The sequence below is a fragment of the Streptomyces sp. NPDC037421 genome (genome assembly GCF_055602105.1).
On the sequence record NZ_JBVJWV010000026.1, the window covers coordinates 18,896 to 42,398 of the forward strand.

The following is a 23,503-nucleotide window of genomic DNA, read 5'->3' on the forward strand; positions in this document are numbered from 1 at the left end:
TACGCTCCCCCCCCCCCCCCCCCCCCCCCCCCCCCCCCCCCCCCCCCCCCCCCCCCCCCCCCCCCCCCCCCCCAACACCCCCCCCCCCCCCCCCCCCCCCCCCCCCCCCCCCCCCCCCCCCGCGTCGAGTTCAGGCCATGGGCCGGACGGGGCTAGGAACCCGACTCGCCCGCGTGCGGGCTGAGCACGCCCATGCCGATGAGCACGAACAGCGCGATGCCGAGCACGATGCGGTAGATCACGAAGGGCATGAAGCTCTTGGTGGAGATGAACTTCATGAACCACGCGATGACCGCGTAGCCGACGAAGAAGGCGAGCACCGTGGCGAAGACCGTCGGCCCCCAGGAGATGTGTCCGGGGTTCTCGACCACGTCCTTGATCTCGAACGCGCCGGAGGCCAGCACCGCGGGGATGGCCAGGAGGAAGGAGTAGCGGGCCGCCGCCTCGCGGGTGAAGCCGAGCAGCAGGCCGCCGGAGATCGTCGCACCGGACCGGGAGACACCCGGGATCAGCGCCATCGCCTGGCACAGACCGAAGACCAGGCCGTCCTTGACGCCCAGTTCCCGGAGCGTCTTGCGCTGCTTGACCACGCGGTGCCGGCCGCCCTCCTCGTCGCGCGAGGCCAGCCAGTCGGCGAAGCCGAGGACCAGGCCCATCACGATGAGGGTGGTGGCCGTCAGCCGCAGGTCACGGGCCGGGCCGGTGATCTGGTCCTTGAACAGGACGCCGAGGACACCGATCGGGATCGAGCCGACGATGACCAGCCAGCCCATCTTGGCGTCCTGCTCTGAGCGCAGCGCCTTGGTGAACAAGGAGCGGAACCAGGTGGAGATGATCCGCCCGATGTCCTTGCGGAAGTAGATCAGCACGGCGGCCTCGGTGCCGATCTGGGTGATGGCCGTGAAGGCCGCACCCGGATCGTGCCAGCCCGCGAAAGCCGCGGTCAGCCGCAGGTGGGCGCTGGAGGAGATCGGGAGGAACTCCGTAAGCCCCTGGACGAGACCGAGGATTAGGGATTCGAACCAGCTCATGTCGGGGTGCGCTCGTCCTTGTGATCGTCGGGCAGTTCGGGTCCGATGCTAGGGCCCGTGGGGAGCCGCCGTGACCACTGGGGGGTGCCCGGGGGCGGACTCGGCCGCGGCGGCGGGTGCCAGCCGGTGCCGCTTGCGCCAGGCGACCGCCGCCGCGACCGCCCCGGAGACGGCGATGAAGCCGAACGAGACCAGGAACGCGGGCGATCCGGGGGAGGAGGCGCTGGCCCCGGCGATCACGTACGCGGCGGTGTTGGGCACCGTCCCGAGCGCCGTCGCGAGGAGGAAGGGGAGCCAGCCGCAGCGGGAGACGGCGGCGAGGTAGTTGGCCGCGGCGAAGGGCACGCCGGGGAAGATCCGGACCGCCAGCATCGAGCGGAAGCCGTGCCGGCTCAGCTGGCTGTCGGCAGCCTCCAGCCAGCGCCCGCGCAGATACGGACGCAACGCCTCCTGCCCCATGGCCCGGCCCAGCCCGAAGGCGAGTCCCGCCCCGACCACGGTGCCGCCGACGGCCGCCACCAGCCCGAACTGGGATCCGAAGACCGCCCCGGCGGCGAGGTTGAGCAGCGGCCGGGGTACGAACGCGGCCGTGCACACGCCGTACGCACCCGCGAACAGCAGCACCCCCGTACCCACCGGCAGTCCCGGCGGCCAGCCCTGCGACAGCAGCCGCTGGGGCTCGTAGAGCAGTACGCAGACCCCGGCCGCGACCAGCAGCACGACGAGCAGCGACAGCCGGGCCATCGGCGCGAGGAGGAGGGACATCCGGGGAGACTAACCGACACATATGGCGCCCCGCCGTAATCCAGACCTCATCCGGGCACCGTCCCGGCCACGTCCGGGGTCCGTCCCGGCCACGTCCGGGCTCCCTCCCGGCCACGTCCGGGCTCCCTCCCGGCCACGCCCCCGCCCGCCCCGGACGCCGTTCCGGCCCGCGGGGACATTAATTCGTTCGACGCGGCCCGGTCCCTCCGGCAGGATCCGGTGCATGTCCCGGTACGCCTTCCCCGCAGCGCCGTCCGCAGTCGCGGACGCGCCGAAGGCTGCCGCTCTCCTCTCCGCCGCAACCGAGGCACCCACCGCCTCCGAGGCGTTCGAGGCATTCGCCTTCGCCGCGTTCGACGGCGCACGAAGCTGACCCTTCCCGGATCGTCCGGCGGACCCCGCAGGGGGAGGGTCGGCTGAATCCAGGGGTCCCGGTCCAGCTTCGAGCCCACGGGAAGAGATCATGGCCAAGACGGCCTTCACCCGCACCAAGCCGCACCTCAACATCGGCACCATGGGTCACGTCGACCACGGCAAGACCACCCTCACCGCCGCCATCACCAAGGTCCTCGCCGAGCGCGGCGGCGCCTCCTTCGTGCCGTTCGACCGCATCGACCGGGCCCCCGAGGAGGCCCGCCGCGGCATCACCATCAACCTCACGCACGTCGAGTACGAGACCGACACCAGGCACTACGCCCACGTCGACATGCCCGGCCACGCCGACTACATCAAGAACATGGTCACGGGCGCGGCCCAGCTCGACGGGGCGATCCTCGTCGTGTCCGCCCTCGACGGGGTCATGCCCCAGACCGCCGAGCACGTCCTGCTCGCCCGGCAGGTCGGGGTGGACCACATCGTGGTGGCCCTCAACAAGGCCGACGCCGGCGACCCCGAGCTGACCGACCTGGTCGAGCTGGAGGTCCGCGACCTGCTCTCCGCGCACGGCTACGGCGGGGACTCCGCTCCGGTCGTACGGGTCTCCGGGCTCGGTGCGCTGGAGGGCGACCCGCAGTGGACCGGGGCGATCGAGGCGCTGCTCGACGCGGTGGACACGTACGTGCCGATGCCGGTGCGGTACACGGACGCGCCGTTCCTGATGCCGGTCGAGAACGTCCTGACCATCACGGGCCGGGGCACCGTCGTGACCGGCGCCGTCGAGCGCGGCACCATCCGGTTCGGCGACCGGGTGAGCGTGCTCGGAGGCGAGGACGAGCCGTTGGAGCACGTGGTCGTCACCGGGCTGGAGACCTTCGGCAAGCCGATGGAGTCCGCCGAGGCCGGGGACAACGTCGCCCTGCTGCTGCGCGGGGTGCACCGGGAAATGGTGCGCCGCGGGGACGTGGTGGCCGCCCCCGGGAGCGTGCGGCCGAGCCGGCGGTTCACCGCGCGGGTGTACGTGCTGTCCGCGCGGGAGGGCGGGCGCAGGACCGCCTTCTCCTCCGGGTACCGGCCGCAGTTCTACATCCGCACCGCCGACGTGGTCGGGGACGTGGACCTGGGCGAGGCCGGCGTGGCGCGGCCCGGGGAGACGGTCACCATGACCGTCGAGCTGGGCCGCGACGTCCCCCTGGAGGCGGGGCTCGGCTTCGCCGTCCGCGAGGGCGGCCGCACGGTCGGCGCGGGCACGGTGACCGCCGTGCTCGGCTGAGCCCCGGGCGGTACCCCGCCGTGGTGACGGCGGTCCGGTTGCGCCAGACTGCCGTCACCACCACCACCGGCGTGCGCGGACGCGAGGGAAGAGGGGGCCGACATGGGCGGCGAAACGGCACTGGTGCTCGGCGGCGGAGGCCTGACCGGCGTCGGCTGGGAGTCCGGGATCCTGTACGGGCTCTCCCGGGCGGGGGTCGACCTCGCCACCGCCGACCTGGTCGTCGGCACCTCGGCCGGCTCCGTGGTCGGCGCCCAGCTCACCTCGGGCCTCACCGCCCGCGAGCTGTACGAGCGCCAGCTCGGCGACGCGACCGGGGAGCGCGCGGCCCGGCTCGGCGCCGGGGTCTTCGCCCGCTACGCCCTCGCGATGGTGCGATCCCGGGACGCCGCCGCGTACCGCCGCCGCGTCGGCGCCTTCGCCCTGGCCGCGGAGACCGGCGCGGAAGCGGCGCGGCGCGAGGTGCTGGCGGCGCGGCTCGTGTCGCACGAGTGGCCCGATCGCCGGCTCGTCGTCACCGCCGTCGACGCGCTCAGCGGGGCCCCGGCCGACTTCGACCGGGCGAGCGGGGCCGGGCTCGTCGACGCCGTCGCCGCGAGCTGCGCCGTTCCGGGCGTCTGGCCGCCGGTGACGGTCGGCGGGCGCCGCTTCATCGACGGCGGGGTCCGCTCGGCGACCAACGCCGACCTCGCGGCCGGATACGCGCGCGTGGTGATCCTCGCGCCGATCGCGCTCGGATCAGCCCTGGTCCCCTCACCCGCCTCCCAGGCGGCCCGGCTGCGGGCGGCCGGCGCCCGGGTGCTGCTGATCACCCCGTCCCCGCAGGCGCGCAAGGCCTTCGGGCGCAACGTCCTGGACCCCGCGCGGCGCGACCCCGCCGCCCGGGCCGGGCTCGCGCAGGCCGCGGAGCACGCGGCCGACGCGGCGGCCGTCTGGGCGGCCTGACAATGGTGGGGTGAGCGACGAACAGATCCCGGTGATCCGGGAAGTGGGCCAGGGCACCGCCAAGCTGATGCCGGACGTGGACCGGGAGCGGGCCTGGCTGCTCACCGTGGACGGGGCGCCCCAGTCCTACGTGGACCTCGACGAGCCCGGGCACCTGGAGTTCGAGTACGTACGCCGCCTCGCGCACGTACTGGACTGCGCGGCGGAGCCGGGGTCCGCCCTGGACCTGCTGCACCTGGGCGGCGGCGCGCTCACCCTGCCCCGCTACGCCGCGGCCGTCCGCCCGGGGTCCCGGCAGGACGTGGTCGAGTTCGACGCGGCCCTCGTGGAGCTGGTGGAGCGGCACCTGCCGCTGGCCGCCGGGGCCCGGGTGACGGTGCACGCCGCCGACGCGCGGGCCTGGCTGGAGGCCGCCCCGGCGGCGAGCGCGGACGTGCTGGTCGCCGACGTGTTCGGGGGCTCGCGCGTGCCGGCCCAGCTGACCTCGGTGGAGTACGCGCGGCATGCGGCGCGGGTGCTGAGGCCCGGCGGGCTGTACGCGGCGAACCTGGCCGACGGGGCGCCGTTCGGCTTCCTCAAGGCCCAGCTGGCCAACTTCGCGGCCGCGTTCGCGGAGCTCGCGCTCATCGCCGAGCCGGGGGTGCTGCGCGGACGGCGCTTCGGCAACGCGGTGCTGCTGGCCTCGGACGCCCCGCTGCCGCTGGCCGCGCTGGCCCGGCGGTGCGCCGCCGACGCCTTCCCCGCCCGGGTGGAGTCGGGGGAGGGGCTCGCCCGGTTCATGCGCGGGGCGCGTCCGGTCGCCGACGCGGACGCGGTCTCCTCGCCGGCCCCGCCGGAGGGGGCCTTCAGCCTGGGGTGAGCCCGGCGGCCCCGGCGGCCTCCACCGGGGCGGGGGCGGAGCCCTTCAGGGGCGGGGGCTTCCGGGTGATCCGGCGTACCTCCGGGACGAACAGGACCAGGGCGGTGGCGGCGACCACCAGCCCCGCGCAGCCCCACAGGGCCTGGGTGCGGCCGAAGGCGGTCTCGGCCGGGCCGGCGAGGGCGGTGGCGAGCGGGAGCATGGACACCGAGCCGAACCAGTCGTAGGCGGAGACCCGGGAGAACTTCTCCTCGGGGATCTCCTGGTGCATCGTCGTCATCCAGTTCACGCCGAACACCTCGATCGCGGCGCCGCTGAAGAACATCACGGCGCACAGCCCCCAGACGGGGAGCGGCACCGCCAGCCCCGCCGACGGCAGTGCCAGCGGGAACACGCACAGGGTGCCGACCAGGAGCAGCCGGCGCGGCTTCCACACCATCATCAGGACCGCTCCGGCGATGGTGCCCGCGCCGAAGAAGGCCAGGGCCACGCCCCACGGCGCCGGACCGCCCAGCTGATCGCGGGCGACGAGCGGCCCGTACACCGCCTCCGCCGCCCCCACGACGGCGACGACCACGGAGAACTGGAGCACGATGCTCCACAGCCAGGGCCGGGTCCGGAACTCCACCCAGCCCTCGCGCAGGTCGGCCAGCAGGCCCCCGCCGGGGGCCCGCTCGGCGGTGGGGCCGACGTCGAGGAAGGCGCGCAGGGCGCCCGCGACCGCGAAGGCCGCCGCGTCCACGGCCAGCACCCAGCCGGGGCCGATCGCGGCGATCAGCGCGCCGCCGAGGGCCGCGCCGCCGATGCCGGCGCCGTTCATGGCCATGCGGAAGAGCGCGAAGGCCCGGTTGGCGTGCTCGCCGGAGACGCTGGACAGGAGCATGCCCTCGGCGGCCGGGTTGAAGAAGGCGGTGCCGGTGCCGCAGAGCGCGGTCAGCAGCATCATCTGCCACAGCTTCGGGTCGCCGGCCAGTACGAGCACGGCGAAGGCCGCCTGCGAGACGCAGTTGAGGGCGTTGGCCGCGACCATCACGCGGTGCCGCGGCAGCCGGTCGGCGAGCGCCCCGCCGACGAGCAGGAAGAGGACGAGGGGCAGGGTGCGGGCGGCGGCTACGAGGCCGACGTCGGCGCCGCTGCCGCCCGCTTCGAGCACGGCGAAGGAGGCGGCGATGAGCGCCCCGTGGCTGCCCAGGTTGGTGACGACCGCGGCGCCCGTCAGGAGGCTGTAGTTGCGTCCGGCCCAGGCGGGCCGGCGGCGGGGGGTCCGGAGGACGGTGCGGGGGCTCACCCCGGGACTATCCCTGCCCCGGGCCGAGAATCCAAACGAAATAACGGAAAACGGATGGTCGGCCCGGGGATCGTGCGGGGTCGGCGGCCCCGGAGGGCCGGGATCAGCCGCCGCTGAGGCGGACCGAGCTGAGGATCTTCTCGTAGGTGGCCTGGTCGACCTCGCCGGGGACGCCGGCGGCGCCGTAGAGGACCCAGCTGGCGAAGTCACCCTTGGAGTTCTTGAAGCTGAAGGCGATGCTCTTGCCGTCCGAGGAGCACTTGTTCTCCTTCGGGACGCCGCTCACGGTCGCCGTCGCCACGTGCCCCTTGAGGCCGGAAAGGGTGGTGTACTCCTTGGTCTCGGTGAACTTGACCATCTCCTTGGGCAGCTTCTGCGAGTACGCGGCGAACACCCACGTGCCCGCCTCGCTGTGCGCCGCCTGGGCGGTGTCCTTGGCGCCCTGGCCGCCCTTGGTGCCGGTGCCGGCCAGGGAGGTGCTCTCCTCGCGTCCGTCCTTGTTGGAGTCCACCTTGCACCAGTCCTCCTTGAGGTAGGCGGGTGCGGAGAACGTGACGAGCGGGGAACCGTCCTTCTTCTCCGCGTCCTCGAAGCCGGCGATCATGCCGGAGCCCAGGACGTTCCACTCCGGCGGGACGTCGAAGGCGGTGCCGTGCTTCGGGTTGATGACCACCTTCCAGCCCGGGATCACCGGCTTGACGTCGCCGCCCGCGCGCGGGTTGGCACCGCTCGGGGCCGCGGGCGCGACCGGGGCGACGGGTGCGGAGGCGGCGGTGGAGGCGGCCGGCTTGTTGTCGGCCTCGTTGGAGCCCTTGTCGTCCCGGGTCAGCACGAAGGCGGCGGTGGCGGCCGCCGTCACCACGACCGCGGAGGCCGCGACGATGGCCACGGTCCGCGTGGAGAAGGGGCTCCCGCCGGACGGCTGCGCCGGGGGCTGCTGCTGGGCGGCGTTGCCCCACGGCTGGACCGGGGGCGGGGTCTGGTAGCCCGCCTGCGGGTATCCGTAGCCGGGCTGCTGCTCACCGAATCCCGGCTGGGGCTGCTGCTGGTACGGGTTCGGCTGTCCCGGCTGCTGCTGGTACGGGTTCTGATGCGCGTCCTGGGGGTTCTGCTCGCCCCCGGGCGGCTGCTGCTGTCCTGGCCACATGGCCGGTAACCATAGTGGGAGCGGCCGACAGGAGCCACGCCCGCCCCCCGTTCGACTCTGGCCAACAGCATCTACTCGTGGGTAACATCGCCTGCCATGAGCGCAGAACAGATGAACGTGGGCGAACTGCTCGCCCAGACGGTGCCGATGGCCCGCACCCTGAACCTGGAGTTCCTGGAGACCACCCCCGAGCGCGCCGTCGTCCGGCTGCCGGACCAGCCCGACTTCCACAACCACGTCGGCGGCCCGCACGCCGGCGCCATGTTCACCCTGGCCGAGTCCGCGAGCGGCGCCATCGTCCTGGCCGCCTTCGGTGACCAGCTCTCGCGCGCCGTGCCGCTGGCCGTCAAGGCCGAGATCGGCTACAAGAAGCTCGCCAAGGGCGTCGTCACCGCCACCGCCACCCTCGGCCGCCCGGCCGCCGACGTCGTGGCCGAACTCGACGCGGGCGGCCGCCCCGAGTTCCCCGTCACCATCGCCATCCAGCGCGAGGACGAGGCCGTCACCGGCGAGATGACCGTGGTCTGGACGCTGCGACCGAACGCGTAGGACACCTCGCGCGGCGCGTCACGCCGCGAACGGGCCGCGGGAGCGGCACAGTAGGGGCGGGAGCGGTCCGGCGCGGGCCGCTCCCGCCGTGCTGCCCGGGGCGGGTACCGGGGCGTCGCCGGAACCTGAGGTGTTCGCCGGTCGTTCGTCCCGGCAGCGCCCGCAGTGGACGAAGGGCGTGGCGGGGAGCGGATAGGCTGCCCGTTCGGCGTGTCTCGGGGGCGCGCCGGAGGCGACGAGGGAGGACATACCGGTGCACATCCAGGAATGGCTGGAGGAAATCCCGGCGATCAGTGTCTACCTCCTGGTGGGACTGGTCATCGGACTGGAGAGCCTGGGCATCCCGCTCCCGGGCGAGATCATCCTCGTCAGCTCGGCCCTGCTGGCCTCGCAGCACGGGCAGATCGACCCGGTGGTCCTCGGCCTGTGCGCGATCGCGGGCGCCATCATCGGCGACTCCATCGGGTACGCCATCGGCCGCCGCGGCGGCAAGCCGCTGCTGGAGAAACTCGGCAGGCGCTTCCCCAAGCACTTCGGGCCCGACCAGGTGGCCATGGCCGAGCGCTCCTTCGACCGCTGGGGCATGTGGGCCGTCTTCTTCGGGCGCTTCGTCGCCCTGCTGCGCATCTTCGCCGGCCCGCTGGCCGGCGTACTGCAGATGCCGTACTGGCGCTTCCTCGTCGCCAACGTCCTCGGCGGCATCCTCTGGGCCGGCGGCACCACCGCCGTCATCTACTCCGTCGGCATCGTCGCCGAGCCCTGGCTGAAGCGGTTCTCCTGGCTGGCCCTGGTCGTGGCCGTACTGATCGGGCTCACCGTGACCCTGGTCCTGCGCAGCCGGATGAAGAAGGCGGCCGCCGAGGCCCGTGCGGCGGCGCCGTCGCCGGAGCCGGCCACCGCCCCGGCGGGGGCCACGGACTGACGCCGAGGCCCCCGGCCGGCCGGGCGGTCAGGCGTCGGGGGCCACCGAGGCGCGGTGCTGCTCCGCCAGCTCCGTGTACATCGCGGCGTTCACCCTGATCCCCTCGCGCTCCTCCTCGGTGAGCTCCCGCCGCACCTTCGCCGGGACGCCCGCGACCAGGGAGCCGGGCGGGACCACCATGCCCTGCGGCACCAGGGCCTGCGCGGCCACCAGCGAACCCGCGCCGATCACGGCGCCGTTCAGCACGGTCGCGCCCATCCCGATCAGGCAGTCGTCCTCCACCGTGCAGCCGTGCACGACCGCGTTGTGCCCGATGGAGACGCGCTCGCCGATGGACACGGGGAAGCCGGGGTCCACGTGGACCGTGCAGTTGTCCTGCACGTTGCTGTCCGCGCCCAGCGTGATCGGACCGCAGTCGCCGCGCAGCACCGCCGAGTACCAGATGCTCGCGCCGGCGCCGAGCGTGACGTCGCCGACGACGACGGAGGTCGGGGCGGTGAAGGCCGTCGGGTCCACCGACGGCTTCCGGTCGCCGACGCCCGCGATGAGAGCCCCCCGGTGCGCCTGGTTCGGCTGATACGTCATGGTCACTTCCTCTGCTTCCGGATGCCGCGCCAACTGCACCGTAGGGCACGCAACGCCGCCGCCCCGCGATGGGGTGAAGATCACAGGAGCCGGGTCCCGACCTCCGGCGCGGGGCGCACTACCGTGGCCGGGTGCCGAAGAACCAGAACACGTTCTCATCCTTGGCGGCCCTGCGCCGCCGGATCGCCAGCCGCGCGGTGCACGCCGGCTGGCGCTGGATGCAGCAGGCCGGGGCGGTCACCGCGGAGCACCCGGGCCGGCTGCGCTTCGGCGCGATCGGCGAGGGCACCCGGCTCGCCTTCCCCCAGGGCACCGTCTTCGGCGAGCGCTGGATCCGGCTCGGCGGGCACTGCATCATCGCCGAGCAGGTCACGCTGACGGCCGGGATGATGCCGGACCTCGACCTCGGCGCGGACCCGGTGCTGGTGCTGGGCAACGGGGTGGTCCTCGGCCGCGGCAGCCACGTCATCGCCGACGCCCGGATCACCATCGGCAACGACACCTTCTGCGGGCCGGGTGTGTACATCACCTCCACCAACCACAGCTACGACGACCCGCACGAGCCCGTCGGATGGCAGTGGCCCCGCAGTGCCCCGGTGGAGATCGGGCCGGGCTGCTGGCTGGGCACGGGGGCGGTGGTCCTGCCCGGCGCGAAGCTGGGGCGCAACGTCGTCGTGGCCGCGGGGGCCGTCGTACGGGGTGAGGTGCCCGACCACGCCGTGGTGGCCGGGGCCCCGGCCAGGATCGTGCGGCGCTGGGAGCCGGAGACCGGCTGGCAGCCGCCGCTGCGCACTCCCGCGCCGGTGCCGATCCCCGACGGGATGACGCCCGAGCAGCTGCGCGGGCTGGCCCTGCTGGCGGAGGCCGAGCAGTCCTGAGCCAGGGAGGTCTCGGCCCGCGGCGGTCTCAGCCGGCGGCGAGCAGGACCGTGCCCGCCAGGGCCAGGCCCGCGCCGGCCGCCTGGACGCTGCGCAGCCGCTCCTTGAGCACGACGAAGGCGGCGAACGCGGTCACCACCGGGTAGAGCGAGGAGATCACGGCGGCCACGGTGACGGGCCCGTTCTGGGCGGCGAGGGAGTAGGTGCCGTTGGCCGCGACGTCGGCGAGGCCCACGAACGCCAGGGCGGGCAGCATGTTCCACAGCACGCGCGGGCCGGTGCCCTCCGGCAGCGCGGGGACGCCGCGCCGGGTCTGCGCGAGCAGGGCGACGCCGCCGACGGCGACGTTCGTGACCCGCTGGACGAACAGGGCGAGGAACAGCCCGGTCAGGGTGGTGGAGGCCTCGGAGATCAGGGCCATGACCGCGCCGAAGCCGAAGGCCGCGACGAGGGTCAGCACCACCGCCCGCCGCTGTACGGGTGCGCCGCGCAGCTCGGGGCCGCCGGCCAGGATGATGCCGACGACGGCCACCGCGATGCCCGCGAACTGGCCCGGGCCCGGCCGCTCGCCCACGGCCAGCCCCACCCCGACCGGCACGACCACGCCGAGGGAGCCGAGCGGGGAGACCACGCCCATCGGCCCCAGGGCCAGGGCCTTGTAGAAGGCGAGCATCGCGGCCGGTCCGACCAGGCCCGCGGCCACCGCGAACCACAGCTGTGGGCCCGCCTCGCTCCAGGCCCCGGTGCCGAGCACGACCGCGCCGAGCACGACGACCGCGGTGAGCTGCGAGACCACCAGCACCGTGAGCGCCGGTATCCGCCGGGTCAGCAGCCCCCCGCCGAAGTCTGCGAGGCCCCACAGGACGGCTGTGGCCAGGGCGAAGAAGGCGGTCATGGCGGGGGGCCTCGCAGTACAGTGCGGTGAACGGTGGAGTGCAGCATCGAATACACCGCAGATTAGTTCAGTCTGTTGGACTGTGTCATCCAAAATATTGGACGGAATGGTGTCGGACCTCGAACAGCTCACCCAGGCGCTCGCCCGCAACCTCAAGCGGTGGCGCGGCGAACGCGGCTTCACGCTGGACGTGCTGGCCGCCCGCGCGGGGGTCAGCCGCGGCATGATCATCCAGATCGAGCAGGCCCGTACGAATCCCAGCGTGGGCACCACGGTCAAACTGGCCGACGCCCTCGGGGTCAGCATCACCACCCTCCTGGACCACGACCGGGGGCCGCAGGCCCGCGTGGTGCTGCCGGGGCAGGGGGTGCGGATGTGGTCGAGCGGGGAGGGCAGCGAGGCCCGCATGCTGCTCGGCGACGACCGGCGCGGGCCCGTGGAGATGTGGACCTACCGCCTGGAGGCCGGAGACGGCACGGCCTCCGACCCGCACCCGGCCGGGACCTTCGAGATGCTGCACGTGACGGAAGGGGAACTGACCCTCGACCTCGCCGACGACCGGTACGTGGTCCCGGCCGGCGGCGCCGTCTCCTTCGAGGCGAACCTCCCGCACGCCTACCGCAACGAGGGCACCGTCCCGATGGTGATGACCATGGCGGTCTCGATCCCCCCGGTCCAGGGCACCGGCGCCGGCACCCGCCAGGCCTAGGGGGCCTACAGGGCGGGGATCTCGATGGCCGGGCAGCGGTCCATCACCATCTCCACCCCCGCCTCACGGGTCCGGGTGAAGGCGGCCTCGTCGACCACGTCGAGCTGGAACCAGACGGCCTCCGCGCCGGCGGCCACCGCCTCGTCGGCGACCTGGCCGGCCAGCGCGCTGTTCACGAAGACGTCCACCACGTCGACCTTGAACGGGATCGCCTCCAGCGACGGGTACCCCGGCTCGCCGTGCACCGTCTCGGCCTTCGGATGCACCGGCACCACGCGCTTGCCGTACCGCTGGAGCACCTTCGCCACCCCGTAGGCGGCCCGGTCCTCGTTGCCGGACAGGCCCACCACGGCCCAGGTGTCACCGAGCTCGGTGAGGATCTTGCGGATGGTCGCCTGGTCGCCGTACACGTGCGCCGCCTCCTGCCGGGGTCGTCCGACGGGATCGTTCCGCCGGATCGTTCGGCAGGATCAACGGCGCGGACACCCGTCCGATTCCCCGTAGGGTGGAGCGGTGAAGGCAGACCAGTACGTGACCGTGGCCCGTGAGGGGATGCACGAGGCGGAGATCAACCGCTCGCGGTTCCTGTGTTCGATCGCGCCCGCCGCGACCGAACGGGAGGCGCAGGAGTTCATCGCGCGCATCCGCAAGGAGCACCCCACCGCCACGCACAACTGCTACGCCTACGTGATCGGCGCCGACGCCTCCGTCCAGAAGGCCAGCGACGACGGCGAGCCCGGCGGGACCGCCGGAGTGCCCATGCTGCAGATGCTGACCCGGCGCGACATCCGGTACGCGGTCGCCGTCGTCACCCGGTACTACGGCGGCGTGAAGCTCGGGGCCGGCGGGCTGATCCGGGCCTACGGCGGCGTCGTCGGCGAGGCGCTCGACGCCCTCGGGACCGTCACCCGCCACCGGTACCGGCTGGCCACCGTCACCGTCGACCACCAGCGGGCCGGCAAGACCCAGAACGACCTGCGCTCCACCGGCCGCGCCGTGCTGGACGTGCGCTACGGGGAGGCCGTCTCCATCGAGATCGGCCTCCCCGAGTCGGACGTCGAGGCCTTCCGGGCCTGGCTCGCCGACGTCACCGCAGGGACCGCCGGCTTCGAACTCGGCGGCGAGGCCTACGGCGACGGCTGAGCCCCGTGCCCGCCGAGCAGCCGGTCGGCGTTGCGCAGGGTGTGGCGGGCGACCGCCTCGCCGAGCCGCACGCCCGCCTCGTCGGCGGTACGGGTGTGGATTCCGGACCAGACCCGGGCGTCCACGTTGTCCCGGGTGAGCCCGCTCCACGCGGTGTACGTGCGGCGCACCCCCGGCGCCGTCGGGCTGGTGATCTCGAAGGGCGCCGTCACCGGCCCCACGAGCGCGTCCAGCACGGTCTGCGCCGCGCCGGCGTACGTGGCGTGGCCGCTGGGGTAGTCCGGGTGGGCCGGGGTCTGGTGCAGGGGCCGCCAGGCCGGGTCCGGGTCGATCTCCCCGGTCCGGACCGCCGTCACCGGCCGCCAGCGGACGTACGTGTACTTGCCGTCGGAGGTCGCGATCTGCGTGTCGACCGAAGCCGCGTGGAAGAGCGCCACCAGCGAGGCCCGCTCGGCGGCCGAGCCGTGCGAGCGGACCACGGCCACCCGCAGCGGCTCGGTGAACAGGGTCAGCGAGCCCCCGTACCAGAAGGTGGCCGTCTCGGTCTGCCGCGGCGTGCGCACCGTGCTGTCGGCCGCGCCGTACGCCCGGACCTCCGCGAGGTCGGACCGGTAGCGGCGGGAGTCCAGCGCGGGCGGCGGCCCCGGCCGGAACCGGTCGGCGCGCTCCAGCAGGAAGGGCCGGGCGAGGCGGTTGCCGTACTGCGCGGCCGGCGCGTAGCCGTCCGGGGTGGGCTGCCACACGCCGGGAGCGGCGCCCGGCACGCTGAAGGGGGCGTTGGACGAGGCCGGGTCGAGGCCGTCCCCGGCGCGGGCGGCGAGCACCGCCGCGGCCTGCCGGGAGCCGGCGGCCACGCCGCGGTCCTCGGCGGGCCCGTCCGGGATCCCGCCGAGGGTGGCGGCGAGGGCCGCGTCGAGGTCGGCCCTGCGGGACGGGGCGAGCGCGACCAGCGCGTCGTGCACGGCGGAGGCGACGGCCGCGTCCTGGAACCGGCTCCGGCCGGGCCCGCCCGGGGCCTCGCGGGCGGCGCGGGCGGCGGCGATCCAGCCGATCGCCCAGGTGCGGCTGTTGGTGATCTGGGTCGGGGCGGCCGCTGCGGCGACGGTCCGCGCGGTGGCGTCGTACCAGTCGAGCACCACCGACCCGGCGCCGGGCGGCGCGGCGGACGGCGAAGGAGCGGCCGGCGAAGCGGCCGAGGGCACGGCGGCGGTGAGCGCGAGCAGCGCGGCGGAGCCGGCGGCGAGCAGCGCGGGACGGATGCGCGGGGGTCCGGAGAGCGGCATGCCGCGAAGCCAACCAGCGGGCCGCAGGCGCTACAAGTGCCCGAAGCCGCCACCGGAGTTCGGCCACGGAGGTTTCGCACCGCCGCCACGGTCCCGCAACACACGGCCCGGTCCGCGCCGGGGAGCGGGCGGAAATCCCGGTCCGGCCGGGGCGCGCCCGGGTACGGGTTAGCCTGGATGGTCGGTGCGGAACCAGAGGAGAACAAGCGTGCGGGTCGGAGCGGTCGAGTGAAGTTCCTGCACACCTCCGACTGGCACCTGGGCCGGTCCTTCCACCGCGTGAACATGCTCGGAGCCCAGGCCGCCTTCGTCGACCACCTCGTCGAAGCCGTCCGGGAGCACCAGGTCGACGCCGTGCTCGTCGCCGGGGACGTCTACGACCGGGCCGTGCCCCCGCTGCCCGCCGTCGAGCTCTACGACCGGGCCCTGCACCGGCTCGCCGACCTCGGCGTCCCGACGGTGATGATCTCCGGGAACCACGACTCGGCCCGCCGCCTCGGTGTCGGCGCCGGGCTGATCGGCCGGGCCGGGATCCACCTCAGGACCGACCCCGCCGGCTGCGCCGACCCCGTGGTGCTGGCCGACGTACACGGTGACGTGGCCTTCTACGGGCTGCCGTACCTGGAACCGGCACTGGTCAAGGACACCTTCGCCGCCGAGAAGGTCAGCCACGAGGCGGTGCTGGGCGCGGCCATGGACCGGATCCGGACCGACCTGGCCGGCCGGGCCCCCGGCACCCGCTCCGTGGTCCTCGCCCACGCCTTCGTCACCGGAGGGCAGGCCAGCGACAGCGAACGCGACATCGCCGTCGGAGGGGTCGAGGCCGTACCCGCCTCCGTCTTCGACGGGATCGACTACGCCGCCCTCGGCCATCTCCACGGCTGCCAGACGATCAACGAACGGGTCCGCTACTCCGGTTCCCCGCTCGCCTACTCCTTCTCCGAGGCCGCCCACCGCAAGACGATGTGGCTGGTCGACCTCGGCCCGGCCGGGGAGATCACCGCCGAGCGGATCGACACCCCCGTGCCCCGCCCCCTCGCCCGGCTGCGCGGACGGCTGGAGGACCTCCTCGACGACCCCGCGCACACCGCGTGCGAGGACTCCTGGATCGAGGCCACCCTCACCGACCCGGCCCGCCCCGAGGACCCGATGGCCCGCCTCGCGGCCCGCTTCCCGCACACCCTCAGCCTCGCCTTCGACCCCGAGGGCCGCGAGGAGGACGGCGCGGCCTCCTACGCCCAGCGCCTCAAGGGCCGCAGCGACCAGGAGATCGCCGAGGACTTCGTCGCCCACGTGCGCGGCGGCGGCAGCGCCGACGAGGCCGAGCGGGCCGTGCTGCGCGGCGCCTTCGAGGCCGTACGGGCCGAGGACGGCCGTCAGGAGGCCGGCCGATGAGGCTGCACCGGCTCCAGGTCACCGCCTTCGGACCCTTCGCCGAACCCCAGACCATCGACTTCGACGCCCTCTCCGGCGCCGGGATCTTCCTGCTGCACGGCCCCACCGGCGCCGGCAAGACCTCCGTCCTCGACGCCGTCTGCTACGCCCTCTACGGATCCGTCCCCGGCTCCCGCCAGGCCCCCGGCACCACCCTGCGCAGCGACCACGCCGCCCCGGACACCCCCACCGAGGTCACCCTCGAACTCACCGCCGGCGGGCGCCGGCTGGAGATCACCCGGCGCCCCGAACAGGACCGCCCCAAGAAGCGCGGCACCGGCACCACCAGGGACAAGGCCCAGTCCTGGCTCCGCGAGCACACCGGTGACGGCTGGACCGCGCTCAGCCGCTCCCACCAGGAGATCGGCGAGGAGGTCGAGCAGCTCCTCGGCATGAGCCGGGAGCAGTTCTGCCAGGTCGTCCTGCTGCCCCAGGGGGAGTTCGCCCAGTTCCTGCGCGCCGGCGCCGAAGCCCGCGGCCGGCTCCTCGGCCGGCTCTTCGACACCCGCCGCTTCGCCGCCGTCGAGACCCTGCTCGCCGAGCGCCGCCGCGCCGCCGAGGCGAAGGTGCGGGCCGGCGACGAGAAGGTGCTCGCCGCCGCCCAGCGCCTCGCGCAGGCCGCCGGGCACAGCCCCGACCTGCGGGCCTGGCCGCTGCCCGGCCACCAGCCCGGCGACCCCGGCCTCGCCGAGGCCGTCCGGGCCTGGGCCGCCGTCGCCCGCTGCTCCGCCCGGGAGCGGCTCACCGTCGCCGAGTACGCGCTCGCCGCCGTCGAGGGACGCCACGCCGCCGCCCGGCGCGACGCCGAGGAGGCGCGGGAACTCGACCGGCTCCAGCACCGCCACGCCGAGACCGCCCGCCGGGCGGACCTGCTGGCGCAGGCCGCGCCGGAGCGCGAGCGGGTACGGGCCCTGCTGGACCGGGCCCGCCGGGGCGCCCTCGTGGCCCCCGCCCTGGAACTGCGCGGGGCCGCGGCCGCCGCCCACCTCACCGCCGCGCACGCCGAGACCCTGGCCCGGGCGGAGCTGCCCCCCGCCCTCGCCGGAGCCGGCACCGAGCAGCTCGCCGCCGTCGAGCAGCGTCTGCGCGAGGACCTCGGCGCGGCCGGCGCCGCCCAGCGCGCGGAACAGCGCAGCGCCGAGATCGGCCGGGAGCGCGCCACGCTGGAGCGGGAGTCCCGGGACGCCGACGAGCGGTACCAGGAGTCCGCCGAGTGGCTCGCCCGCTGGGAGGCCACCCGGGCCGCCCTCCAGGAGAAGGTCGACTCCGCGCAGCAGGCCCTCACCCTCGCCGAGCAGCTGGCGGGGCGGCTGGAGCCGGCCCGGATGCAGCTGACCGCCGCCCGGCGCCGCGACTCCCTCGCCGCCGACGCCGAAGCCGCCGCGGGCGAACTGCTGCGGGCGCGCGAGGCGTCGTCCGCCGCCCGGGAGACCTGGCTGGAGCTGAAGGAGGCCCGGCTGCGCGGCATCGCCGCCGAGCTGGCCGCGGCCCTGACCGCCGGGGAGCCCTGCACGGTGTGCGGGTCCGCCGAGCACCCCGACCCGGCCCGCCCCGCCCCCGGCCACGTCGACCGCGCCGCCGAGGACGACGCCCACGCCCGCTTCGAGCAGGCCGAGGAGCGCAGGGCCGCCGTCGAGCGGCGGCTCGCCGCCGTCCGGGAGGCCGAGGCCGAGGCCGCCTCCGCCGCCGGGGACGCCACCACCGCCGAACTCCTCGACCTCACCGCCGACCTGAGCGCCCGCCACGCCGCCGCCCACGCGGACGCCGCCGCGCTGCACACCGCCCGCGAGCGGCTCGCCCGCGCCGAGCGGGAGCACGGGGCGCGCAGCTCCGACCGGCTCGAAGCCGAGCGCCGGGCCGCCGCCCGGGCCTCCCGGCGCGAGGCCCTCGACGAGGAGCAGGCCTCTCTCGAAGCCGAACTGGTCCTCGTCCGCGCCGACTCGCCCAGCGTCGCCGCCCGCGCCCGCACCCTTGAGGACCGGATCCGGATGGTGACCACGGCCGCCGCCGCGCTGCGCCGCGCCGAGACCACCGCCGCCCGGCTCAAGGAGGCCGACGGCCAGCTCGCCGACGCCGCCTTCAAGGCCGGGTTCGACACCACCGAGCAGGCCGCCGACGCCGTGCTCCCCGAGTACGAACGCACCGCCCTCCAGCACCGCCTCGACGCCTGGCAGGCCGAGGAGGCGATGCTGGCCGACCGGCACGCCGAGCGGGACACCGCCGCGGCGGCCGCCCTGCCCCCCGCCGAGCCGGCCGCCGCCGCGGCCGCCGAGGAGCGGGCTGCCGCACGGCTGCGCTCGGCCGCCTCGGCCGTGGACGCCGCCCGGGTGCGGTGCGCCGAGCTGGACCGGCTCTCGCGCCAGGCGGAGCAGGAGCTGCGCGCCCTGGGCCCGCTGCGCGAGGCGTACGAGCGGGTGGCCCGGCTGGCCGGGCTCACCGCGGGCACCTCCGCCGACAACGAGCGGAAGATGCGGCTGGAGGCGTACGTGCTGGCCGCGCGGCTGGAGCAGGTGGCCGCCGCCGCGACCGTACGGCTGCTGCGCATGTCCGGCGGCCGCTACACCCTCGTCCACTCCGACGCCCGGGCCGGCGGACGCGGGCGCTCCGGCCTCGGGCTGCACGTGCTGGACGCCTGGACGGGCAGTGAGCGGGACACCGCGACCCTCTCGGGCGGCGAGACCTTCTTCGCCTCCCTCGCCCTCGCCCTGGGACTGGCCGACGTGGTCACCGACGAGGCCGGCGGCATGCGCCTGGACACCCTCTTCATCGACGAGGGCTTCGGCAGCCTCGACGACCAGGCGCTGGACGAGGTGCTCGACGTACTGGACTCGCTGCGCGAGCGGGACCGCAGCGTCGGCATCGTCAGCCACGTCGGCGACCTGCGCACCCGGGTCCAGGCGCAGCTGGAGATCGTCAAGCAGCGCGGCGGCTCCGTGGTGCGCCACCGCACGGCGGGCGTCACGGACTGATCGGGCGCCGGGCGAGCGGGGACGAGTACACGACGCTGGTGGTCACCGGGCCCAGCCCGGAGATCCGGCCCGTGACCTCCTCCAGGTGCGCCATCGAGCGGGCGGCCACCTTGAGGACGAAGCAGTCGTCCCCGGTCACGTGGTGGGCCTCCAGGATCTCGGAGGTCGCTTCCAGGAAGTCGTGGAACGGCTTGTAGTTGCCGTGCGGATAGCGCAGCCGCACCAGTGCCAGGATGGTCTTGCCCAGCTTCTCGTGGTCGACCACCGCCGTGTAGCCGGTGATGATCCCGGCCTCCTCCAGCCGGCGGACCCGCTCGGTGACGGCGCTCGCGGACATCGACACGGTGCGGGCGAGCTCGGTGAAGCTGGCGCGGCCGTCCTGCTGGAGCGCCGCGAGGATCCGCCAGTCGGTGGCGTCGGGGGAATGACCGGTCATGGTCGAGGTCTAGCAGGGGAATCCCCGGGGGAACAAGAGAAAGGCCGGGGAAACTCACTTCTCGCCTTGATCGTCGGCTCGTAGATTTTGAGCCATGACGACGACGCAGAACCAGAACAGCACCCCCGCCACCGCCAACCCCGTGCTCCGGGTCCCCCCGGCCGGCCCGGCTGCCGCAGCCGCCTACTTCGCCGCGAGCCTGGCCTTCCACGCGGACGTGTCGGACGTCGCCGCCGCCTTCAAGGCCCACCGAGAGCAGGGCGCCGACCTCGGCTTCCAGCTGATCGACTCCCGCTCCACGCCCTCCTGGGACCAGGCCCACGTGCCCGGCGCGATCCACCTGCCCACCGCGCTGATCCCCGAGCAGGCCGAGAAGCTCCTCGACAAGAACGTCCCCGTGGTGACCTACTGCTGGGGCCCGGGCTGCAACGGGGGCACCCGCTCCGCCCTCGCCCTGGCCGAACTGGGCTTCCAGGTCAAGGAGATGCTCGGCGGCATCGAGTACTGGATCCGCGAGGGCTTCGAGGTCGAGACCTGGCAGGGCACCCAGCAGCGCGCCGAGGCCGACCCGCTGACCGCTCCCACCGACTCGGACGACTGCGGCTGCTGAACCCGGAGCGCCCGCGGGACGACGAAGGGCCGCCCGCCCCACCGGGGAGCGGGCGGCCCTTCGGGCACTGGGTCAGAGCCGCGACAGCTCGTCCAGCAGGTCGTCCAGGCCCAGCGAACCCTGGGACAGCGCCGCCATGTGCCACTTCTTCAGGTCGAAGGAATCACCGTGCGCCGCACGGGCGTTGTCACGCCCCAGCAGCCAGGCCCGCTCGCCCAGCTTGTAGCCGACGGCCTGCCCGGGCATCGACAGGTAGCGGGTCAGCTCGCTCTCGACGAAGTCCGCCGGCCGGCCGCTGTGCAGGCCGAAGAACTCCTGCGCCAGGTCCACCGTCCAGCGCTCGCCCGGGTGGAACGGCGAGTCCGCCGGGATCTCCAGCCCCAGGTGCATGCCGATGTCCACGATCACGCGCGTGGCGCGCATCATCTGGCAGTCCAGGTAGCCCAGCCTCTGCTCGGCGTCCTTGAGGTAGCCGAGCTCGTCCATCAGCCGCTCCGCGTACAGCGCCCAGCCCTCGGCGTTGGCGCTGACGAGCCCCACGGTCGCCTGGTAGCGCGAGAGCCGGTCCGCGACGTGCGTCCACTGCGCGAGCTGGAGGTGGTGGCCCGGAACGCCTTCGTGGTACCAGGTGGAGACCAGGTCGTACACCGGGAAGCGGGTCTGGCCCATGGTCGGCAGCCAGGTGCGGCCCGGGCGGGAGAAGTCCTCGGAGGGGTTGGTGTAGTACGGGGCCGCGGCGCCGCCCGACGGGGCGATCATCGACTCGACCCGCTTGACCCGCTCGGCGAGTTCGAAGTGGGTGCCGTCGAGGTTCTCGATGGCCTCGTCCATCAGCCCCTGCAGCCAGTCGCGGACCTCGTCGACGCCCTCGATGTGGGTGCCGTGCTCGTCCAGGTGGCGCAGGGCGTCCCACGGGTTCGGCTCGCCCGGCAGGATCTTGGCCGCCTCGGACTTCATCTCGGCGAGCAGCCGGTGGTACTCGGACCAGCCGTAGGCGTACGCCTCGTCCAGGTCCAGGTCCGTGCCGTTGAAGTAGCGGGCCCAGCGGGCGTAGCGCTCGCGGCCGACCGGGTCCGGCGCGTCCGCGACGGCCGGCGCGTACACGTCGCGCATCCAGTCGCGCAGTTCGGCCACGGCGGCCGTCGCCCCGGCCGCCGCCTCGTCCAGCTCCGCGCGCAGGGACTCGGGTCCGGCGGAGGCGAACTCGCCGAAGAAGTCCCGGGCGCCGTCGCCGTCCTGGCCGGCCCAGGTGGTGAGCTGCTCGACGAAGGTGGCGGCGGGACGCGGGCTGCCGTGCAGCCCGCGGTCCAGGCCGAGCGCGAGGCTCTCGCGGTATCCGGCGAAGCAGGCCGGTACGGCGCGCAGCCGTTCGGCGATCGCGGCCCACTCCTCCTCGGTGTCGGCCGGGGTGAGGGTGAAGACCTCGCGGACGGCGTGCGCGGGGGAGTGGATGTTGCTGACGGCCCGCAGGTCCTCGTCGGCCTCGTGCACCGCGAGTTCGGCGTTCAGCCGCTCGCGCAGCAGCCGGGCGCAGCGGCGCTCGGCGTCCGTGCCGGCGCCGGGCAGCCGCTCGGCGGCGTCCAGCCGGGCGAGGGTGGTGCGCAGCAGTTCGCCGAGCGCGGCGCGGCCGGCGGGGGAGTAGTCGGGCAGCCGGCCGGAGCTGGCGGCGACGCCGAGGTAGGTGCCCTGGATCGGGTCGAGTGCGATGAGCTCGTCGACGTAGGCGTCGGCGACCTGGCGGGGCAGACGCGCTGCGCTGTCGGTCTGGAGGGTGTCTGACATGCGGACATCTTCGTATGCGGGAGGCCCCCGCGTCATCACCATGGCCGCTCAGCCTCCTGACGGACGGGCTGGGCGGCCATGGACCCAGGAGACCTCCGGAGTCCGGGCCCCGGTCAGCGCCCGGGGTGGTGCCGGGTTCCGTACGGGGCCTGCGCGCGCGGGACTTCGTAGGGCAGGCGCGAGACGACCGGGGTCGCGTCGAGGCGGGCGGTGATCACCAGGGTGCCCTCCTCGATCTGGTAGTCGAGGGGGAGGCCGAGGCCGCGCATGGCCGCGACCATCCCGGTGTTGGAGGCCTGCGTGACGGCGTACACGCTGTCGCACCCGGCCTCGACGGCCATCGCGATGAGGCGGCGCAGCAGCTGCGAACCGATGCCGCGGCGCTGCCAGTCGTCCTCGATGAGCAGGGCCACCTCGGTCTCGTCGCCGTCCCACAGCAGGTGGCCGAGGGCGACGAGCTTGCCGGAGGCGGTGGTGGCGGCGAGGGTGCGGCCGAAGCGGGGGCTCAGGAGGTGGCCGAGGTAGCGGTCGGCGTCGGCGACCGGGCCGTGGTACCGCAGGCCGAGGGTGCGCTCGCTGCACCGCTCGTGCATGGAGCGGGCGGCCGCCAGGTCGGAGCCGTCGGCGCGGCGAACGGTGATCTCGTTGCCCTCGGGCAGGGTCAGCACGTCCTGGCTCCGGGGCATCCGGTGCCCGAGGCGCGCGTCGAGCTCGACGAGGGCGCGGGCGCGGGCGAACTCGGTCGGGGTGAACGGCAGGTAGGGCCGCTCCACGGTGATCGCGCCGCCCGAGGGGTCGCGCAGCCGCATCACCGTGGACTCCAGGACGCCTTCGACCGGGGCGTCGGCGCCCGCGTTGGGGCGGCCCGAGAGGGTGGTGGCGGGGATCGACTGGATGGTGCAGCGGCCGAGCAGCTGGCGCAGCGCGAGCGGGAGTTCGGCGGCGTCCAGGGCGGTGCGGGTGGCCAGGCCCAGCACCCGGGTGGGGGCGTCCACCAGGTCGTGGGCGTCGGCGCGCTCGATCCAGGTGCTGCGGCCGCCGGCCTGGGCGACGGCGCGGGTCAGGCCGGCGGCCGCCAGCTCGCGCGGGGTGCGCAGCAGGAACTCGTCGACCGTGCCGCCCTCCGGGAGGGGGTGCGTCTGCAGGGTCAGGATGTCGACGCCCTCGCGGGCGAGCGCGGTGCACAGCGCGGCGAGGCTGCCGGGCTCGTCGCGCACGGTCGTCCGCATCCGCCAGAGCGCGGGGTTGGCGGGCTCCGCCGCCGCCCCCGTGGTGGCGGCGGCCGGATCGGAGGGGGCCTTGGCCGCCGGGGGCGGCGCATGGCTGTGCCGGCGCGCCCACCAGGTGTGGAAGGCCGCGGTGACCAGGAGCGCGACGGCCGAGGCGACCAGCAGGACCGGGCCGTCCGGGCCGTGCGCGACGAGGTTGGCGATGCCGTCGGCGACCGCGACGGCGCAGAAGAGGGCGGCGAGTTCGACGAGGTCCCGGCGCCAGTGGTGGCGGTGGGGACGCTGGGCGGTGGAGAGAGGGTTACGGTCAGTCATGCACACCACTCTGGCTCAGGGGTGTTGCGTGATCACGAACGATCTGTGACCGACTGGTTAAGTGTCGATCTGGCCGGTTTC

General features: G+C 74.7%; 23 protein-coding genes. 12 read left to right on the forward strand and 11 right to left on the reverse strand.

Annotated features, from left to right (window positions below; all coding sequences use genetic code 11):
- Positions 1-152: 152 nt before the first annotated feature.
- Together ACZ7IF_RS29040 and ACZ7IF_RS29045 are read right to left on the reverse strand one after the other, a co-directional pair.
- Positions 153-1,031, reverse strand: coding sequence for an undecaprenyl-diphosphate phosphatase (locus tag ACZ7IF_RS29040; RefSeq protein WP_470977264.1), 879 nt, complete (start codon positions 1,029-1,031; stop codon positions 153-155).
- A 48-nt stretch (positions 1,032-1,079) separates the two neighbouring features.
- Positions 1,080-1,796, reverse strand: coding sequence for a TVP38/TMEM64 family protein (locus ACZ7IF_RS29045; protein WP_470977267.1), 717 nt, complete (start codon positions 1,794-1,796; stop codon positions 1,080-1,082).
- A gap of 223 nt (positions 1,797-2,019) precedes the next feature.
- Here ACZ7IF_RS29045 and ACZ7IF_RS29050 point away from each other — a divergent pair, with 223 nt between their 5' ends.
- The 4 genes from ACZ7IF_RS29050 (at position 2,020) to ACZ7IF_RS29065 (ending at position 5,248) form a co-directional block, all read left to right on the forward strand.
- A complete protein-coding gene (locus ACZ7IF_RS29050; RefSeq protein WP_470977270.1) occupies positions 2,020-2,169 on the forward strand; it encodes a hypothetical protein in 150 nt (49 codons plus the stop codon).
- A gap of 90 nt (positions 2,170-2,259) precedes the next feature.
- A complete protein-coding gene (gene tuf / locus ACZ7IF_RS29055; protein ID WP_470977273.1) occupies positions 2,260-3,444 on the forward strand; it encodes an elongation factor Tu in 1,185 nt (394 codons plus the stop codon).
- 102 nt (positions 3,445-3,546) lie between these two features.
- Positions 3,547-4,389 (forward strand): patatin-like phospholipase family protein, encoded by an 843-nt coding sequence (locus tag ACZ7IF_RS29060; protein WP_470977276.1) that lies wholly within the window; start codon positions 3,547-3,549, stop codon positions 4,387-4,389.
- Between the two features lie 67 nt (positions 4,390-4,456).
- Positions 4,457-5,248, forward strand: coding sequence for a spermidine synthase (locus ACZ7IF_RS29065; protein WP_470977490.1), 792 nt, complete (start codon positions 4,457-4,459; stop codon positions 5,246-5,248).
- Here the strand turns inward: ACZ7IF_RS29065 and ACZ7IF_RS29070 are convergent.
- Both ACZ7IF_RS29070 and ACZ7IF_RS29075 read right to left on the reverse strand, forming a co-directional pair.
- Entirely contained in the window at positions 5,235-6,536 is a 1,302-nt protein-coding gene (locus ACZ7IF_RS29070; RefSeq protein WP_470977279.1) for an MFS transporter, read from the reverse strand. The two genes, ACZ7IF_RS29065 and ACZ7IF_RS29070, sit on opposite strands and share 14 nt — an antisense overlap.
- Positions 6,537-6,639: 103 nt before the next feature.
- The gene (locus ACZ7IF_RS29075; RefSeq protein ID WP_470977282.1) at positions 6,640-7,683 is read right to left on the reverse strand and encodes a DUF8017 domain-containing protein; all 1,044 of its coding nucleotides are present in this window, start codon (positions 7,681-7,683) and stop codon (positions 6,640-6,642) included.
- Between the two features lie 111 nt (positions 7,684-7,794).
- Between ACZ7IF_RS29075 and ACZ7IF_RS29080 the strand changes: the two genes are divergently transcribed.
- Positions 7,795-8,232 carry a DUF4442 domain-containing protein gene (locus tag ACZ7IF_RS29080; protein WP_042800586.1) on the forward strand — a complete coding sequence of 146 codons (438 nt, stop codon included), beginning with the start codon at positions 7,795-7,797 and terminating at the stop codon, positions 8,230-8,232.
- A 253-nt stretch (positions 8,233-8,485) separates the two neighbouring features.
- Positions 8,486-9,154 (forward strand): DedA family protein, encoded by a 669-nt coding sequence (locus tag ACZ7IF_RS29085; RefSeq protein WP_470977285.1) that lies wholly within the window; start codon positions 8,486-8,488, stop codon positions 9,152-9,154.
- A gap of 27 nt (positions 9,155-9,181) precedes the next feature.
- On the opposite strand, the gene ACZ7IF_RS29090 is transcribed toward ACZ7IF_RS29085, so the two are convergent.
- Complete coding sequence (locus ACZ7IF_RS29090) at positions 9,182-9,739, reverse strand: gamma carbonic anhydrase family protein (protein WP_470977288.1); 558 nt, start codon at positions 9,737-9,739, stop codon at positions 9,182-9,184.
- A gap of 131 nt (positions 9,740-9,870) precedes the next feature.
- Here ACZ7IF_RS29090 and ACZ7IF_RS29095 point away from each other — a divergent pair, with 131 nt between their 5' ends.
- A complete protein-coding gene (locus ACZ7IF_RS29095) occupies positions 9,871-10,617 on the forward strand; it encodes an acyltransferase (protein ID WP_470977291.1) in 747 nt (248 codons plus the stop codon).
- A gap of 28 nt (positions 10,618-10,645) precedes the next feature.
- On the opposite strand, the gene ACZ7IF_RS29100 is transcribed toward ACZ7IF_RS29095, so the two are convergent.
- Entirely contained in the window at positions 10,646-11,512 is an 867-nt protein-coding gene (locus tag ACZ7IF_RS29100; protein ID WP_470977294.1) for an EamA family transporter, read from the reverse strand.
- Between the two features lie 109 nt (positions 11,513-11,621).
- On the opposite strand from ACZ7IF_RS29100, the gene ACZ7IF_RS29105 reads away from it, so the two are divergent.
- Entirely contained in the window at positions 11,622-12,221 is a 600-nt protein-coding gene (locus ACZ7IF_RS29105; protein ID WP_470977493.1) for a helix-turn-helix domain-containing protein, read from the forward strand.
- 5 nt (positions 12,222-12,226) lie between these two features.
- Here the strand turns inward: ACZ7IF_RS29105 and ACZ7IF_RS29110 are convergent, their stop codons facing one another.
- On the reverse strand, positions 12,227-12,631 hold the full coding sequence (locus ACZ7IF_RS29110; RefSeq protein ID WP_470977296.1) for a CoA-binding protein: 405 nt from the start codon (positions 12,629-12,631) through the stop codon (positions 12,227-12,229).
- A 103-nt stretch (positions 12,632-12,734) separates the two neighbouring features.
- Here ACZ7IF_RS29110 and ACZ7IF_RS29115 point away from each other — a divergent pair, with 103 nt between their 5' ends.
- The gene (locus tag ACZ7IF_RS29115; RefSeq protein WP_470977299.1) at positions 12,735-13,364 is read left to right on the forward strand and encodes a YigZ family protein; all 630 of its coding nucleotides are present in this window, start codon (positions 12,735-12,737) and stop codon (positions 13,362-13,364) included.
- On the opposite strand, the gene ACZ7IF_RS29120 is transcribed toward ACZ7IF_RS29115, so the two are convergent.
- On the reverse strand, positions 13,349-14,647 hold the full coding sequence (locus ACZ7IF_RS29120) for a vanadium-dependent haloperoxidase (RefSeq protein ID WP_470977302.1): 1,299 nt from the start codon (positions 14,645-14,647) through the stop codon (positions 13,349-13,351). The genes ACZ7IF_RS29115 and ACZ7IF_RS29120 overlap by 16 nt on opposite strands.
- A 228-nt stretch (positions 14,648-14,875) precedes the next feature.
- Between ACZ7IF_RS29120 and ACZ7IF_RS29125 the strand changes: the two genes are divergently transcribed.
- Both ACZ7IF_RS29125 and ACZ7IF_RS29130 read left to right on the forward strand, forming a co-directional pair.
- The gene (locus tag ACZ7IF_RS29125) at positions 14,876-16,042 is read left to right on the forward strand and encodes an exonuclease SbcCD subunit D (RefSeq protein WP_470977305.1); all 1,167 of its coding nucleotides are present in this window, start codon (positions 14,876-14,878) and stop codon (positions 16,040-16,042) included.
- On the forward strand, positions 16,039-19,050 hold the full coding sequence (locus ACZ7IF_RS29130; protein ID WP_470977308.1) for an AAA family ATPase: 3,012 nt from the start codon (positions 16,039-16,041) through the stop codon (positions 19,048-19,050). The genes ACZ7IF_RS29125 and ACZ7IF_RS29130 overlap by 4 nt, the downstream gene beginning before the upstream one ends.
- On the opposite strand, the gene ACZ7IF_RS29135 is transcribed toward ACZ7IF_RS29130, so the two are convergent.
- The gene (locus tag ACZ7IF_RS29135; RefSeq protein ID WP_470977311.1) at positions 19,040-19,486 is read right to left on the reverse strand and encodes an Lrp/AsnC family transcriptional regulator; all 447 of its coding nucleotides are present in this window, start codon (positions 19,484-19,486) and stop codon (positions 19,040-19,042) included. The genes ACZ7IF_RS29130 and ACZ7IF_RS29135 overlap by 11 nt on opposite strands.
- 94 nt (positions 19,487-19,580) lie before the next feature.
- Between ACZ7IF_RS29135 and ACZ7IF_RS29140 the strand changes: the two genes are divergently transcribed.
- On the forward strand, positions 19,581-20,096 hold the full coding sequence (locus tag ACZ7IF_RS29140) for a rhodanese-like domain-containing protein (RefSeq protein ID WP_470977314.1): 516 nt from the start codon (positions 19,581-19,583) through the stop codon (positions 20,094-20,096).
- Between the two features lie 72 nt (positions 20,097-20,168).
- Here ACZ7IF_RS29140 and ACZ7IF_RS29145 read toward each other — a convergent pair whose 3' ends face one another.
- Together ACZ7IF_RS29145 and ACZ7IF_RS29150 are read right to left on the reverse strand one after the other, a co-directional pair.
- Positions 20,169-21,878: a DUF885 domain-containing protein gene (locus ACZ7IF_RS29145; protein WP_470977317.1), complete on the reverse strand. Its 1,710-nt coding sequence runs from the start codon at positions 21,876-21,878 to the stop codon at positions 20,169-20,171.
- A 113-nt stretch (positions 21,879-21,991) separates the two neighbouring features.
- The gene (locus ACZ7IF_RS29150; protein WP_470977319.1) at positions 21,992-23,422 is read right to left on the reverse strand and encodes a GNAT family N-acetyltransferase; all 1,431 of its coding nucleotides are present in this window, start codon (positions 23,420-23,422) and stop codon (positions 21,992-21,994) included.
- Positions 23,423-23,503: the final 81 nt, after the last annotated feature.

Bases quoted from the DNA above. Each gene is read 5' to 3' on its own strand.
- ACZ7IF_RS29040 (WP_470977264.1), bottom strand. From the start codon at position 1,031: ATGAGCTGGTTCGAATCCCTAATCCTCGGTCTCGTCCAGGGGCTTACG.
- ACZ7IF_RS29045 (WP_470977267.1), bottom strand. From the start codon at position 1,796: ATGTCCCTCCTCCTCGCGCCGATGGCCCGGCTGTCGCTGCTCGTCGTG.
- ACZ7IF_RS29050 (WP_470977270.1), top strand. From the start codon at position 2,020: ATGTCCCGGTACGCCTTCCCCGCAGCGCCGTCCGCAGTCGCGGACGCG.
- tuf (WP_470977273.1), top strand. From the start codon at position 2,260: ATGGCCAAGACGGCCTTCACCCGCACCAAGCCGCACCTCAACATCGGC.
- ACZ7IF_RS29060 (WP_470977276.1), top strand. From the start codon at position 3,547: ATGGGCGGCGAAACGGCACTGGTGCTCGGCGGCGGAGGCCTGACCGGC.
- ACZ7IF_RS29065 (WP_470977490.1), top strand. From the start codon at position 4,457: ATGCCGGACGTGGACCGGGAGCGGGCCTGGCTGCTCACCGTGGACGGG.
- ACZ7IF_RS29075 (WP_470977282.1), bottom strand. From the start codon at position 7,683: ATGTGGCCAGGACAGCAGCAGCCGCCCGGGGGCGAGCAGAACCCCCAG.
- ACZ7IF_RS29080 (WP_042800586.1), top strand. From the start codon at position 7,795: ATGAACGTGGGCGAACTGCTCGCCCAGACGGTGCCGATGGCCCGCACC.
- ACZ7IF_RS29090 (WP_470977288.1), bottom strand. From the start codon at position 9,739: ATGACGTATCAGCCGAACCAGGCGCACCGGGGGGCTCTCATCGCGGGC.
- ACZ7IF_RS29100 (WP_470977294.1), bottom strand. From the start codon at position 11,512: ATGACCGCCTTCTTCGCCCTGGCCACAGCCGTCCTGTGGGGCCTCGCA.
- ACZ7IF_RS29120 (WP_470977302.1), bottom strand. From the start codon at position 14,647: ATGCCGCTCTCCGGACCCCCGCGCATCCGTCCCGCGCTGCTCGCCGCC.
- ACZ7IF_RS29130 (WP_470977308.1), top strand. From the start codon at position 16,039: ATGAGGCTGCACCGGCTCCAGGTCACCGCCTTCGGACCCTTCGCCGAA.
- ACZ7IF_RS29135 (WP_470977311.1), bottom strand. From the start codon at position 19,486: ATGACCGGTCATTCCCCCGACGCCACCGACTGGCGGATCCTCGCGGCG.
- ACZ7IF_RS29140 (WP_470977314.1), top strand. From the start codon at position 19,581: ATGACGACGACGCAGAACCAGAACAGCACCCCCGCCACCGCCAACCCC.
- ACZ7IF_RS29145 (WP_470977317.1), bottom strand. From the start codon at position 21,878: ATGTCAGACACCCTCCAGACCGACAGCGCAGCGCGTCTGCCCCGCCAG.
- ACZ7IF_RS29150 (WP_470977319.1), bottom strand. From the start codon at position 23,422: ATGACTGACCGTAACCCTCTCTCCACCGCCCAGCGTCCCCACCGCCAC.